A 14869-nucleotide genomic window follows, 5' to 3' on the forward strand; every position below is an offset into this window, starting at 1 on the left:
TATGATGATCCACGCACATTTATTCATGGGGATGCGAGTTGTTAGCGATACATCAGGCATTGACGGTGTTTTTCGTGGCGTTTATCGTCACGTACCTCATGGTGCCCGTTTCCAAGAAAATCGCCGTTGCCATCGGGGCGATCGACTATCCGAGCAACCGCCGCCTCAATACCGATCCCGTTCCCCGTTGCGGCGGGATCGCTTTGTACGTGGGGCTTGTTGCGGGATGCCTTACCGTTATCATTGCAGAAAGGTTTTTCGGGTGGGAACTCGTCGATCTGTACGTGCTCCAGGATATCAACTTCATCCTCCTGTTCATCGGCATCACGCTTATGTTTGCTGTGGGGCTTGTCGATGACATCATCCAGATGTCGGCACTCCCGAAGCTCATCGGCCAGATAGTGGCTGCTACTGTCGTTGCGCTTGCGGGCATCACCATCGGAACGGTTCGCTCGATGGTCGATGGGGATTACGTCGATCTCGCGTGGATCGATTTTCCGCTTACGGTACTCTATCTCGTCGTGTTCGTGAACATTACGAACCTGATCGACGGGCTCGATGGACTTGCTACGGGCATTATCACCATCGTTGCGATCAGCTTGCTGTACCTCGTACTTAAACGGGGCAGTGCGACGCTTGCGCTGGCCTGCATAGCGCTCATTGCCGTGTGCCTTGCGTTTTTGCGCTTCAACTTCTTTCCCGCATCCGTTTTTATGGGGGATTCGGGATCGCTCTTGCTCGGTCTTATGGTGGGCATTATCTCGATCACGGGCGTCGTGCGTACCCAGAGCTTCGTGGTAATGCTCGTGCCTTTGGTAATCGCCGGCATCCCTTTGCTCGATACGGTATCGGCGATCATCCGGCGAAGCCGTGGGCACAAACCGGTCGGGCAGGCCGACATGGGTCACATCCACCACCGCCTGCTTCGCGCAGGGCTCGGCCAGCGAAGGGCAGTGGCAGTTCTGTGGATCTGTTCGGCGGCGCTCGCGCTCGTGGGGTGCATGTTGGGCAGCTTCTCCGGTCCCGTCCGCTGGGCGATCTTCTTTGGGTTGGCTGTGGTAATCTTCTTCATCATCTGGAAATTCGGCCTGTTCAAGCCCGTTCTTCGCCATTATTACGACAACAAGGGCAAACACGGCCCCCGCACACCGCGACATAAGCAGTAACGAGCACGCTTTTCTCTAACCGCACAGCTCTGGTTTCCCCGAATGGTATACTACTAAGATGAGCAATTCGCCTGACATCGTAGCGCGTTCGCGCAAGATGGCCGCTTTGGCCGTGCTGTGCGTAGCCGTGTTTGCAGCAGCCTTCATCGGCATCGCTTGCTTGCTGTCCAGCGACAACGCCCAAAGCGGGCATGAAGCCGCCAACGCCCAGCTCGAAATCGTTTCCGATCCGCTTTACGTGCTGCTCATCGGCTCGGATTCGCGCAAGGGCACAGCGCTCTACACCGGCAAGGCGAACGAGCACGCTCAGCTTGATCAGCATTCCGACATCATGACCCTCATGCGGATCGATCCGGAAACCTACACCGTTACGCTCGTTACCGTCCCGCGCGACACGCAGCTTGCGGGAACAAGCGGCAAGATCAACGATTCCCTAGCGGGCGGAGATCCCAACGAGGTGGTCAAAGCGGTTGAAACCCTGACAGGCACGTCGATCGACTATTACATGATGACCACGTTCACCTCGTTTGAATCGCTCGTGGACGATTTGGGCGGAACCGTGGTGGACGTGCCACTGAAGATTACGACCGACGATCCTTCGACAGGTAGAGACGTTACGGTGAAACCCGGCGAATCGCAGCTGCTCAACGGCTCGCAAACGCTTGTGCTTGCCCGCGCCCGCAAAGAATACGTGGACGATCAGGATGCTCTTCGCCAGGTGAACGTACGCAACATTGAAGTGGCTATCATCGAGAAGGTTATGTCCGACCCGAATGGTGCCGACGAGGCGCTTGCGTACCTTGAAGAGCATACGTCGACCAATATGGATTTCGGGCTGGCCGCCTCACTCGTTGCCGAGTTCATCCTGCATAAGAGCGAGGTCACCATCTACACGGGTACCGGCCCCCATAAAGGCTCGGTTAACGATGACGGCTTATGGGTTGTACCCGAGGATAAGGAAGCGTGGGCGCTGATCATGGAAACAGTCGATGCGGGGGAGGACCCTTCGGGAATCGTTCCTTTGCCGTCTTTTCCTGTGTCGTAGGCCCGTAAATGGCTACATACATTATGAGGGAAATCAGGATTGTGCTATATTGAGCGCTTGGAATTGTGTCTAATACAGAGGACGGCGGACGTTGTTCAGTACTCTCGCAACTATTTTGAAGGACAACTGGCAATGGCGCAAGCAGATCGGCCATCTTGCCATCTTCGAGCTGATGAAGCAAGCCCGCGGCGCAGTGCTCGGATGGGCATGGCTCGCGGTAAAGCCCATCGTGTTCATCGTGGTGTTTTGGTTTGCGCTGGAATTCGGTCTACGTGCAGGTGCGGCGGATACAACGTATCCATATTTTGTTTGGCTTGTTTCCGGGCTCATACCTTGGTTCTACATGTCGGACATGTTTGGAACAGGATCCGACGTTTTGCACCGCTATGCCTATCTGGTCAATAAGGTGAAGTTCCCGCTTAGCGGTATTTCTACCTTGTATTCCCTTTCAACCCTTATCGTAAACATTGCATTGTTCATCATCCTGTTTATTATTTATGCTGCATACGGCATGCCATGGGATATTTACCTCATCCAAGTTCCCATTCTCATGCTGCTCATGTTTGTGTTTTGGGATATGGTTTCTATACTGACGTCTCAACTATCGGGTATCAGTAAAGACTTCGGTCAGCTCATGAAGGCCCTCAATCAGCCGATTTTTTGGTTGTCTGGTATTTTATTTAATATGAATATGCTGGTCGAATCGGGTTTTGGCTGGGCTGCAAACGTCATGTTGTTTAATCCGGTTACCTTTTTTGTTACGGCGTTTCGCGACGCGCTATGCGATAAGGTTTGGTTTTGGGAAGATCCGGTGTTTTTCGGTTGCTTCGTCGTTACCTTTGCAGCAACGCTTGTTGCGATGACGCTCGTGTACCGGCACTTCCATGAGGAGGTCGCTGATGTCCTTTAATCCTACCGAGTCCAATTTGTTGGAATCATTGGGACCACGTTCAGCTGTGAGCGATGTGCCTGCGGTAAAATTCGATCATGTGACGAAAACCTATAAGTTGTACAAAAACGATCGGAGTAGGTTTCTTGGTCTTTTCAGTAGAAACAACAAAGAACTCGTAGGTATCGTTCATGCGAACAATGACTTATCGTTTGAAGTAAAAAAAGGAGAAGCGGTCGCACTGATCGGACGCAATGGGGCAGGAAAGTCGACAGCTCTTAAAATGATTACAGGTGTCAGCTACCCGACAGAAGGAACGGTAACCGTAAATGGGCGCGTAAGCGCACTGCTGGAGCTTAATGCTGGGTTTGACGGACAACTAACAGGACGAGAGAACTTGAACCTCCGGAGTCAAGTGTTAGGTATGAGCAAAAAGGAATACAAGGAGATCGAAGAAAAAGCGATCGATTTTGCCGAACTAGGGCTCTATATTGATCAGCCGATGAAATCGTACTCAAGTGGCATGAAGGCTCGTCTTGGATTTGCTTTCGCAGCGTCAATTGATCCTGATATCCTTGTAGTCGATGAGGCCCTTTCGGTAGGAGATAGAGAGTTCAGAAAGAAATGCATCGAGCGTATGCGGGAAATCATGTCGAACGAAAACGTGACCGTTCTTTTCGTTACCCACGAATCGGACGCAGCCCAGGAGTTCTGTACAAGAGGCATTGTGCTCAGCGAGGGGATTAAGATGTTCGATGGGCCAATCGATGCGGCTGTTGCTTATTACGAAGAACCTGTCGAGCAACAGAAACAATAGTTCAACCTGGGTAAAAAGATCGAAAGGGGCCGAAGTGATAGTTGCGGCTATATTAGCTGGTGGATCCGGGGTTCGTATGGGCAATCCAGATAAGCCGAAGCAATACTACCAGCTTGGGAGTAAACCCGTGCTCATCCATACGATCGAGAAGTTCTGCGCCTCAGGGCGGTTCGATGTGGTGTTAGTCTTATGCCCAGAAACGTGGCTGCAGCAAACGAAAGACTTGATTGCGCGGTTTTGCTCCGAACACTCTAACGAGGTTCAGGTTGCCACAGGCGGGCTGACCAGAACAGACACCGTACTCAATGCTATTGCGTGGATTGATGCGCATTATTGCATCGACGAGGAATCTATAATCGTCACGCACGATGCGGTGCGTCCGTTCGTTTCGCTGCGAATTATTGAAGAGAATGTTGAAGCGGCTAAGCGGTTCGACGCCTGCGATACCGTCGTACCTGCTACTGATACTATCGTTATGAGCGAGGATGCGACAACGATTTCGGAAATACCTGATCGACGGAACCTCTATCTTGGGCAAACCCCACAGAGCTTTAAGATAGTCAAGCTCAAGGAAACTCTTTCTTCACTCAGTGAAGACGAGAAAGCGGTTCTTACCGACGCATGCAAGGCTTTTGTTTTGCGCGGGCAGAAAGTGGAGTTAGTCAAAGGGGATACTGCTAACTTCAAAATAACCTACCCCCATGACATGCGCGTTGCTCACGCGATGCTTGGAGTCGACGAATGCTAAACTGCGTGTATAGACTGGTCGCTCCTCGAGCGTTCGAGCCGATCCAGATCGAGCTGGGGTCGCTGAGGAATAGCGTGTTGGTGCGCCCCACTCACTTGTCGATCTGCAACGCCGACCAGCGATACTATCAAGGAACGCGCAGCGAAAAGGTGCTCGCTTCGAAACTTCCTATGGCTTTGATTCACGAAGGAATCGGCACCGTTTTGCGTGACGATTCCGGTACGTACAAACGGGGTGATTGCGTTGTCATGCTTCCGAATAATCCGCACGAAACAGACCCGCTTATAGCTGAGAACTACCTTAGAAGCAGTGAGTTCTGCGGGAGCGGATATGACGGGTTTATGCAGGAGTGCGTAGGGCTTGCGCCTGATCGCGTTGTTCCATTGCCTGAATCCCTTAGCAAAAACGTCGCCGCTTTTACCGAGTTGGTAAGTGTAGCGGTTCACTCTATAACTCGGTTCGGTTTGTTTTCCCATGCCCGCCGCGACGCCATTGGAGTGTGGGGAGATGGAAATATGGGGTTTATTGTTTCGCTGATCTTAAGCGTTATGTACCCCAACGCGCGCATAATTGTTTTTGGGCGGAACGGATTCAAACTCGAAGACTTTACCTTTGTGGACGAAACCTATCTTGTACATGACATACCTTCCGATACTCACGTCGATCACGCGTTTGAATGTTGCGGTGGAGAAGGTTCATCCCAAGCTATCGACCAAATCATTGACAGGATTAATCCAGAAGGCACTGTTTCGTTGCTTGGCGTTTCCGAAGGGCCCATTCCCGTTAATACGCGAATGGTTCTTGAAAAGGGTTTGAAGATGTTTGGAAGCAGTAGAAGCGGCAGGAAGGATTTCCTCGAGACGGTTAAGCTGTACCAAGCGCATCCCACGATGATGAACTATCTCGAAGCTCTTGTCGGACAGGTGAAACCGGTTAGTGCCATTTCGGATATAGCTACGGCATTTGAGGCGGACATTCGGAAAACGATGGGCAAAACTATTATGCTATGGAACCTCTAGCTTAAAAGTGGCAGGGTGAAGCGATGTGGCCGACACGATAAAACAAACAGTAAAAGATTTGATAAAGGATATATTGCTCGGATGGCTGTATCCCTTTGTGTATACCCGTGCGAGCAAGCGCCGGCAGCTTCAGAAAAACAAAGTAGTGTTTGTACAAAGAAGGGGATCGGCGCTTTCGGATAACTTCAAGCTTATTTACGCTCGTCTCGAAAACGAAGGAGCTTGGCACCTTGAGACGACAATGTTGTACGAGTACCAAGTAGCCTACCCGCGTTACTGCGTCAACTGCATTCGCCTTGCGAGGGAGGTTGCAACTGCGGGCTATGTGTTTCTCGACGATGCCTCCGAGGTGATAAGCTGTCTGCCTTTGAAAAGCGATACGTGTGTCGTGCAGCTGTGGCATGCCTGCGGCGCTTTCAAAAAGTTCGGTATGAGTACGGCGGATCTTCAGTTCGGTGGTTCGAGGGAACAGAAGATTAAGCATCCATTTTACGAGAATCTGTCGTTGGTAACGGTAAGCAGCCCCGATGTAGTTTGGGCGTATGTTGAGGCCATGGTTCTCGACGATACACCGGATATTGTAAAGCCTCTCGGCGTAAGTCGAACGGACGTGTTTTTTGATCAATCTTTTTTGTCAGAGGCGCGAAAAAAAGTCGATAAGCTTGTGCCGTTCGCAGCAGGCAAAAAAATAATTCTTTATGCACCAACATTCCGCGGGCGCGTTATCGGCGCAAAAGGACCAAACGAGTTGGATATACGAGGGCTTAAACGCATCCTCGGAGATCGTTATGTACTCGTAATCAAACATCATCCTTACGTCGTTGATACGCCGCGCATTCCAGACGGTTGCGAGGACTTTGCGGTTGACGTCAGCTTCTCGGGGCTTTCGATCGAAATACTTTTGGCCGCATCCGACATATGCATTTCTGATTACTCGTCTCTCGTGTTCGAGTACTCTTTGTTTACCCGTCCCATAGTTTTTTTCGCTTATGATATCGAGGATTATAAAGACTGGCGAGGGTTCTACTACGACTATGAGGAACTAACTCCAGGGCCTATCGTAACCACCAACGAAGAGCTCATCGACTACCTCGGTAATGTCGAGCGTTTATTTGATGCGCAACGTGTAGTTGAGTTCAAAAAGAGGTTTATGAGCGCTTGCGACGGGCGTGCCACCGACCGAATCATGCAGGCTGTGTTCGAAAACGAGACTCATTAATGAAAGCAAAAAGAGTTTTTGTTTCCCTATCAAAAGTGATATTCAATATTCTCTACGCGCTGTTCGATCGCTTTTCGCGGAAAAACGAGGTGCTCTTCGTATCGCGGCAAGCCGACGAGCCGAACGATGATTTCGTGGCCATCGGAGAAGAGTTTCTAGCTTGTGGTTGGATCCCCGTGTATCACACAAAAAAATTATCGAGAAAAACAGTAATATCGTACGCTATACATGTGGCTGTAGAGATATATCATCTTGCGCGCTGCAAGGTGTGCATACTCGATCGATACGATCCCGTCGTCAGCTTACTCGATTTCTCATGCGAGCGGGTCGAGCGGGTCGAACCGATGCATCATTACGAATACCCGAAAGCTCCTGTTGTAATACAGATATGGCATGCGTTTGGATCATACAAATGCTTCGGATACCAATCCCTCGATACGCTAGAAGGGCATTCGTCGAAGACGGCCAAACTTTTTGACATCCATCGCAATTACAGCTGGATTCTTTGCACGGGCGAACGTGACCGCGCAGTGTATGCAGAAGCGTTTGCTTATCCCGTCGAAAGAGTGATTCCTCTCTGCCGCCCAGAATACGACGCACTGATAGAAAAGGCGAAAAGCTTTCGACGCGACAAAAGAAAAAGCACGCCCACGGTACTTTTTGCACCAACGCTGAGAAAGAGCAGCGCTTCCGAGCATCCGTTTTATGACTTGCATGATTCGCCGAAGCTTTTTCGATTGCCCGGACGGCTTGTTTGGTCGTTCCATCCTCTTGAACAGGGAAAGTGTGCTCCTGGATCGGTTCCGGAGGTTCTCGGTGAAGCCGATATCGTGGTGACAGATTATTCGAGTATCGTGTACGAGGCATATGTGCTCGGCAAAAAAGTTGTTTTCTATGTTCCCGATATTGACGTATATCGTGAATCGCCGGGCCTCAATAGGGATCCTCTCGTAGAATCGCCACGAATCACGTGTACTTCCGAAGAGGAGCTTATTGGGTTTTTAACGGATTTGATAAGTGGGTCGTTAGAATACTCTTACGATGCCTTTAGTTCGTTCATTGGCGATACGTTTGCCCAGTGTCGTCCTGGTGCCGCGAAACGAATCGCGGCTTTCGCTATTGATAAATACGAGAAAACGACTTTAGACTAAAGTTTGAGAAAAGAATCATTCAACTCTTCATACAGTCGATCGCATTGCTTATTGTCGTAGTGGAGGAAGAACCCTTCCATACGGCGTGCGTAAAGAGTCTCAGGTGCGCCCTTGTTTTCCATTATGCTTACGAGGTTATTCACAAGATCCTCGCCTTTTGTTGCCAAAGGCCCAAAGCCTTGCTCGAAAGGCAGGTCGAGCTTTCTGTATCCGTTCAACCCTGCATCAAATTCGGCTTTGTCAGGCAAGAAGTATGCTATGGCGCGCTTGAGATACACAAAATCAAACACCCACGAAGAATAGTCGGTCACAAAAATCTGGTAATCGCTGCCAGCGACATCGTTGACAAGCTTTATTCGCTTACTTGGACTAACAAAATACGGAGCGTATTCTTTGAATATGGGATGAAGCTTGATGTCGAGAGAGTAGTCATAGTGCTCCAAAGCCTCTAAAAGCGGCCTGCTCGTGAGGAGCTTGTTGGTTTCAATCCAGAAAGTCGACTCTTCGAACGCTCGGCGCTTCGGTTTAAACACAAGAGGCGATACTTCATCGATCAGGTATTTTCTCCACGAGGGGGCAAACAGTATTTTTTTCTTAGGAGACGTTTCGGTGTCGATGTGGTCGAAGCGCGGCATTCCGCTTCGTATGAGTTTTTCATCGGAAAAGCCGTACGTAGTTTTGAGGTTCTCGATTTCAAAGTGCGTCGATACCACTTCTTTATCCATGAGCAACCTATCAGCTGAGTATTTCCAGGGCATGTGCGCATGAAGTACGCCATGCTGTAAGTATACGAGCTCATAGTTTACGAGGTCGGCTACAGCATTAAGGGCCTTCTGATAAAATGGCCTCCAATTTTCGGGCTCGATGTACGACGCAAGAATTTTCTCGGCCTTCAAATGAAGTAGCCGATGCTTGTTCGAAGAAAACGCAAGGACATGTTTCATCTGTTGCAAAGAAAACAACCGTTTGTTTGTCTGCTCATCGTTATTGGTAACGTAGAATCTTGCAACCCCGTCCTGTTTTTCGAGATCGTGAATGAACTGATAATAAGAATTATCTTTACCCACCCCGGCTCTATCGTAATAAAGCCAGATCCTTCTTTTGCTGGGGAGGAGTCGGACAAGACGGCGCAGTACAAAACCCTTCTTATTTTTCTTCAGAACCGATGCGTCGTTTTTTTCCAACACTATAGTTTTTTGGCGCCTGGTTGCCTCTGCACAAATCGTAAATGAAGCAGTGCTCGGATGTGCGGTGATGACCGACTCTCCATAAAAGCACGCGAGAATGCCCGCCTCACTGTTGAGCGACGCCCGGTTCGTAAAGTGTGTTGTGATTGGCACAGGGGTATCGCCGAGCTTGATTCGAAGCGTTACTCGGGCGTCTCTCTCAAGTGGAAGATCGAGCGAAAACCCCCAAAAAGTATTGGTCTGTATGTGGCACAAGTGTCTACTTCTCGACGAATCGGTAAGGCGAATTGGAACCGAAATCGTCTCGCCGGAAACAGGCTCGATCTCAGCGGTAAACTCGGGTTCGCCGATTAGGCCGAATGCAATCGATTTCAGGTAGCCTTCGACGTGCCAGTGGGAGTTTTTCCCGTATGTACGAAGTACCTCTGCCGTTATGTGATTCCGGCAAAGAATCGGGACATCATGGGCTGAGAGAATAAAACCCTGTTCCGAAACCTTGCATGAGAGGGCTCGGCCATGCTTCAACGAAAGAAAAAACTCCTGCAAATACTCGTCTGAGCGCGGGGCTGTCACAATCAGATCGTCATCGACGAGCTTCAAGAGTGCCCGTATCCGCTTGCAGGCGGTGTCGAAATCGGTCTTTCGGTAATGATAGGGGAAGACATAGTCTTTTTTTAACTTCCAAAGCAGCTCGTTAAGATACGATGCCTGCAGATAAAGCGGCGGTTTTTCGGGATATCTGCTGAATAGTTCCTCCCAAAATTCTATATTCTCTTCAAATTGATAGTACGGATGCATTTTCGTGTAGATTGCACTGCCGCCCTCTTGCCGGTAGCGATAACATCCTTTTTTGGAAAATCCCACGGTTAGCTTTCCGAGCAAAACGTTCATGAAGAAAAGTTCGTCTTCGTGGACTAGGAGATCCTCTTGGAAACGAGGGAGATCAGCGGTGTTTTTTACCATAACGTTTACGTTGGTGACAAGAGCAAAGGCGTGTTGAATTTTCGATAAATCGTATATACCAGACTCCGTAAGAATCTTTTCGCGTACATGAGACCACTCGCGGACATCGTTAAACAATCGCATAGGATATACTACAGCATCTGTTTCGGCATAATGCTGGTCAAAGAAAAGAGCAGCCGATTCGAGCGTCGAGGGATCAAGGGTGTCATCGCTGTCCAAGAAGGCAATGTATTCTCCCTTTGCGAGCTCGAGTCCGCGGTTGCGTGATTTGCTGACGCCGCTGTTCTTTTGATGGATAACAATATAATTAGAAAATCTCCGAGCATATTCATCGCATATTGAGACCGTATCGTCGTTGGATCCATCGTCGATGACGAGGACTTCAAGTTGGCTACTTGATAGTGTTTGCTTTGCTAAGCTTTCTAGTGCCTTTCCGATATAGCCCTCGTTGTTATAAACGGGAACAATTACGCTAACTTTCGGACGATTAGAACCCATGAATTACCTCTTGAAGCTATCGAAAACAAATAGGTAGTTCCACGCAGACATTACTACAATTATATTGTACTTTGTAAAAAAAGAGCCTTTATATAAGCAAACACGGTAATTTTGTTCGATATATCGAAGCAGGAATAGCTGCTAGCAGTCGATGTGCGTATTAAATATGGGGTATCATTAAATAAAATAGTTTAGTTCTAGAAGAGCGGTAAGAGTTTTGCCTTTTACTCGGCGTTAGCTTAGAAAATGGTGGTGTTTTCAGCAAGGGCGAGCTCCAAAGGTTTTACGTTTACATAGAAGAGGTATGAAACCGTGCAGCATCAAGTCAGCCCAGTTATTTCAATTATTGTGACAATTGACAACGAAGGGGAAGCGTTAGGAGAGTGCCTGCAATCGATTTATGATCAAAATTACCGCAATTTCGAATTGCTGATCGTCGATCGAGGCTCGAGTGCGCCTATCCGAAACTTCATCGAAGAGATAGAGAAACGATCGAATCAACGCATCATCAGCGTGGATGCGTTGGCAAGTATGCGGAGTGAGGCTTTGAATAAGGCTATCAGCCTGGCACGCGGTTCATATCTGATGTTTCTAAATGCTGAGGATACGCTGCGATCGGATGCTTTGGATGTGCTTTTGGAATCCGCTGTTCAGCATGAAGGAGATTTAGTATATAGCTCTTCTATGGATTATCATTTTTATGAAGGAAAGAGACGCTCCCGTATCTTTTCAGCGAAAAAGACCTTGAAAGCAACAAATGTGGAAGAGGAGCCATGGCTTCTCCGTAACGCAGGGTTTAGTGAAACCGGTAAGCTTTATTCGAAATCATTTCTCGACGAGAACGATATTCGGTTTGATAGTAGCTACGAAGCTTTCTGTGGGTTTGTGTTTTTGAAGCAATGTCAAGCTTGTTCCAAGGCAACGGTTGCTGACGAGCACCTTTTATACAACAGACTTCTAAATGCAGAAGAGAATGAGTATGATTTCATGATAGGCAGCAAGGCTCTCGGCCTACCACAAGCTGTCGATTCTGTGTGCGACCTATATAGAGCGAAGGGTTTGTATGAATCAGTAAAAAAGGAGCTTTTTGGAAGCGTCAAGCTTCTTTTCACCCGGTTTGCCTTTTCCTGCTTAAACCCCAGGCTCTCTGATTGTCGAGAGCAAGTGTTTGACATGTACTACGACTATATCCGCAACCATGATCCTTCTTGGCGAAGCGGTCTGTGCGTGGCGCGAGCCTTCCCCGGACTTCGTGGAAAATGCCAGCGAAGAGTTTTGTCGAGAAAAGAGACGCTCCGCTCCTTTATGTTTGGCGACCCAAATCGCTTGCACGCCGCACTTGTGCGCAGAACGGGAAGGGTGAGGGCGAAACGAGAGGATAAAGACGAATCGCGTGAAAAGCTCGCTGATTTTAAGCGGCGGGTGCTTGCCGAGACCGGCGCGGACTACCTTTTCACCGTCGTGGTGCCCATATACAACGTCGAGCCATACCTCGAGGAGACGCTCGAGAGCATCGTCTGCCAGACCGTCGGGTTCCGCGAGAACATACAGCTCGTGCTCGTCAACGACGGCAGCCCGGACGGGTGCGGGAGGATATGCGAGAGGTACCTGAGGCGGTACCCCGAGAACGTGGTGTACGTCGAACAGGAGAACGCGGGCGTGAGCGCTGCGTGCAACGTCGGCTTATCGCATGCGCGCGGCGCGTTCGTCAACTTCATGGGCGCCGACGACAAATGGAGCGAGGGAACGTTTGAGGAGGCCGCGGAGTTTTTTAACGAGCATCCAGACGTAACCTTGGTTTCCTACCGCATGGTTTTTTTTGAAGCAGCCGGCGGTGACCACATCCTCAACTTTAAGTATGCAAACGGTACCCAGCTTATCGACATAAGAAAACGTTTTGACTGCCCCCAGATGGAGGGCGGGCCGACGATCATGCTGCGTAGTGCGATTCCCGAAGATGCTTTCCGTGGCGAGTTGGCTTTCCAGGAAGACACGAAACTTGTTTCCAGCATCATATTGACATCTGGCTGCTATGGGGCTTTGTCCAAGTCGACGTATTATTATCGAAAGCGCTTGGCGGCAACGGCGGCTACGGATAGTAGCACGCGAGGGTACGAGTGGCATTTCAACTCGTTGCACGGATGCTTTAACGAACTGATCGAGCTGTCGGAAAAACTCTACGGCGAAGTAATACCATACGTCCAATTTCTTATCATGTACGATCTTCAGTGGCGGTTGGGCTACGATTCGTTTGTATCGAACCTTAGCGACGGTCTCAAAAAGGAGTACACGCAGCTGATGGTCAATCTCTTAAGGTTGACATCCGACCAAGTGATCAATACCCAAAGAAACATTTCTCTTTGCGATAAGCTCTATGCTATGGCATTGCGCCATGGGTTGACATTTGAACAGGCTCAATCCTGCATTGAGGTGATAGGCAAGAATGTTTATTTTCTTCCGCCTATAGCAACCCCTGTCGGGGAGCCTTCGCCGATGACGGCGCTTACAAGCTTAAAAGAGTCAACGAAATCCATCATTCATACAACGGAATTACGCGACAACACCTTGCGTGTCATGGGCACCATAAACTGCCTGCTCCCCATAGACAAGCTTAAGTTAAGAATGGGGGTCGATGAAAAATACGTCGAGATTCCTCTTGTTCAATGGGAGCATACCGGAGGAATAAGCTCGTTTATGGAAAATAACTACTTTTGCTTTCCAAGCTTTGATGTGCGTGTTCCGATCAATGATCATCAGGTCGTTTCATTTGAGCTGAATGTAGCTGGAAAGTGGGTTGATTCCACCCCAGTGTTTTGCAGATTCACCTTCCTATCGACAATTAAATCCTATCATTACGAGCGCCCCTACTTGGTAAGGCGTACGCAAGACGGATTGGGGATTAAGATAGAAAAACGTGAGCTCAGCTATCAGGAGCAGCTTACGCTTGACGAACGCTACACTAGCGGCATCCCCGAGCACATTATGAGCAAGAAGCTTAAAAGGATGAGAAAAGATGCAATCAAGCGGCGGCACAAAGGATCCTCGCGTGAGACGTGGATCATAATGGATCATCTTTTTGATGCGAGAGATAATGGCAGAATTCTTTTTGAATACATTGAAAGGCATCCCGTTGATGGCGTTGACGCATACTTTGCTCTATCGAAAAGATCTCCACACTTTAAGCAGCTGGAGCACAAGAAAAATGTAGTCGATAGAGACTCTTTGCGCTACAAAGAGTTGTTTCTTGATGCCGATAAGGTTATTGTGTCGCACAATGATGAATTCGTGTATCGTCCCTTCTCTCATGCTAACAACTATATGAACGATATCGAGAATTATAAACTCGTGTTTTTGCAGCACGGGGTGCTTTTGCACGATCTCTCGAAATACCTGAGAAAGACGGTTAGCGGCATCGATGCGTTCTTTGCCTCGTCAGAAGTTGAAAGAGAGAACCTTGTAAAAGGGAACTATCTTTACGATGAGCACGATGTAAGGCTTGCTGGACAGCCGCGTTTTGATTTGATCGTTTCGAAAGAAAAACAAGAGAAGCTAATTCTTGTCATGCCGACATGGAGGAGCGAACTCGTACTGCCGTTCGAAGACGATGGGGAAGAACGCATGGGGCGAAGAAAGAACCCGCAATTCTCCAAATCGGATTTCTGTCGATTTTACAATGACTTTTTCAATGACACGAAGATCAATGCCACTCTGTGCCGTAACGGCTACCGAATGGTTTTATGCTTGCACCCCGCTTTGACTCAGCAGAGGGAAGACTTTGAAGCGGGCGGTCCGGTTTCTGTCCTCTCAGAGTTTGACTATGCGGATATGTTTAACAAAGCCTGTCTGCTGATTACCGACTACTCAAGTGTTGCTTGTGATTTCGCGTTACGAGGAAAGCCCGTTGTCTATAACCATTTTGACTATGCGGAATACTTCGAATCGCCCGATCGAAACAACGAATCATATGATTATCAAAAGCAAGGGTTCGGCCCAATATGTGAAGACAAAAATGTGCTTGTTGAAACGGTTTGCGCATATATAGAGAATAATTGCGTCAGGGAGGAGAAATACGATAAACGAGTGGAATCGTTCGGATTCGTATCTCCAGGTACATGCTGTGCCAACGTCGTAAAAGCCATTCAGTCGTTGACACAGCTTTGATCGGAA

At 48.9% G+C, this 14869-nt stretch carries 10 protein-coding genes; 9 read left to right on the forward strand and 1 reads right to left on the reverse strand.

Annotated elements, in window-relative coordinates; genetic code table 11:
• Positions 1-38: 38 nt before the first annotated feature.
• The 8 genes from FJE54_RS03790 to FJE54_RS03825 all read left to right on the forward strand — a co-directional run bounded on the left by FJE54_RS03790 (position 39) and on the right by FJE54_RS03825 (position 8054).
• A complete protein-coding gene (locus tag FJE54_RS03790) occupies positions 39-1166 on the forward strand; it encodes a glycosyltransferase family 4 protein (protein ID WP_255467203.1) in 1128 nt (375 codons plus the stop codon).
• 58 nt (positions 1167-1224) lie between these two features.
• The gene (locus FJE54_RS03795; RefSeq protein WP_139651407.1) at positions 1225-2211 is read left to right on the forward strand and encodes an LCP family protein; all 987 of its coding nucleotides are present in this window, start codon (positions 1225-1227) and stop codon (positions 2209-2211) included.
• Positions 2212-2302: 91 nt separating this feature from the next.
• A complete protein-coding gene (locus tag FJE54_RS03800; RefSeq protein ID WP_255467204.1) occupies positions 2303-3121 on the forward strand; it encodes an ABC transporter permease in 819 nt (272 codons plus the stop codon).
• The gene (locus FJE54_RS03805) at positions 3111-3917 is read left to right on the forward strand and encodes an ABC transporter ATP-binding protein (RefSeq protein WP_139651408.1); all 807 of its coding nucleotides are present in this window, start codon (positions 3111-3113) and stop codon (positions 3915-3917) included. Before FJE54_RS03800 ends, FJE54_RS03805 begins: the two co-directional genes overlap by 11 nt.
• 34 nt (positions 3918-3951) lie before the next feature.
• Positions 3952-4665 carry an IspD/TarI family cytidylyltransferase gene (locus FJE54_RS03810; RefSeq protein WP_255467205.1) on the forward strand — a complete coding sequence of 238 codons (714 nt, stop codon included), beginning with the start codon at positions 3952-3954 and terminating at the stop codon, positions 4663-4665.
• Between the two features lie 74 nt (positions 4666-4739).
• The gene (locus FJE54_RS03815; protein WP_255467206.1) at positions 4740-5684 is read left to right on the forward strand and encodes a zinc-binding dehydrogenase; all 945 of its coding nucleotides are present in this window, start codon (positions 4740-4742) and stop codon (positions 5682-5684) included.
• A gap of 25 nt (positions 5685-5709) precedes the next feature.
• Positions 5710-6903, forward strand: coding sequence for a CDP-glycerol glycerophosphotransferase family protein (locus FJE54_RS03820; protein ID WP_139651410.1), 1194 nt, complete (start codon positions 5710-5712; stop codon positions 6901-6903).
• Positions 6903-8054 (forward strand): CDP-glycerol glycerophosphotransferase family protein, encoded by a 1152-nt coding sequence (locus FJE54_RS03825; RefSeq protein ID WP_139651411.1) that lies wholly within the window; start codon positions 6903-6905, stop codon positions 8052-8054. The genes FJE54_RS03820 and FJE54_RS03825 overlap by 1 nt, the downstream gene beginning before the upstream one ends.
• On the opposite strand, the gene FJE54_RS03830 is transcribed toward FJE54_RS03825, so the two are convergent.
• Positions 8051-10702 (reverse strand): bifunctional glycosyltransferase/CDP-glycerol:glycerophosphate glycerophosphotransferase, encoded by a 2652-nt coding sequence (locus FJE54_RS03830; RefSeq protein ID WP_139651412.1) that lies wholly within the window; start codon positions 10700-10702, stop codon positions 8051-8053. The two genes, FJE54_RS03825 and FJE54_RS03830, sit on opposite strands and share 4 nt — an antisense overlap.
• Positions 10703-11014: 312 nt before the next feature.
• Here FJE54_RS03830 and FJE54_RS03835 point away from each other — a divergent pair, with 312 nt between their 5' ends.
• Positions 11015-14863 carry a bifunctional glycosyltransferase/CDP-glycerol:glycerophosphate glycerophosphotransferase gene (locus FJE54_RS03835; protein ID WP_139651413.1) on the forward strand — a complete coding sequence of 1283 codons (3849 nt, stop codon included), beginning with the start codon at positions 11015-11017 and terminating at the stop codon, positions 14861-14863.
• Positions 14864-14869 lie beyond the last annotated feature (6 nt).

It is taken from the genome of Raoultibacter phocaeensis, assembly GCF_901411515.1.
Lineage (GTDB): Bacteria > Actinomycetota > Coriobacteriia > Coriobacteriales > Eggerthellaceae > Raoultibacter > Raoultibacter phocaeensis.

Excerpts from the sequence above, each read along its gene's own strand:
- FJE54_RS03795 (WP_139651407.1), top strand. The coding sequence starts at position 1,225 with ATGAGCAATTCGCCTGACATCGTAGCGCGTTCGCGCAAGATGGCCGCT.
- FJE54_RS03805 (WP_139651408.1), top strand. The coding sequence starts at position 3,111 with ATGTCCTTTAATCCTACCGAGTCCAATTTGTTGGAATCATTGGGACCA.
- FJE54_RS03825 (WP_139651411.1), top strand. The coding sequence starts at position 6,903 with ATGAAAGCAAAAAGAGTTTTTGTTTCCCTATCAAAAGTGATATTCAAT.
- FJE54_RS03830 (WP_139651412.1), bottom strand. The coding sequence starts at position 10,702 with ATGGGTTCTAATCGTCCGAAAGTTAGCGTAATTGTTCCCGTTTATAAC.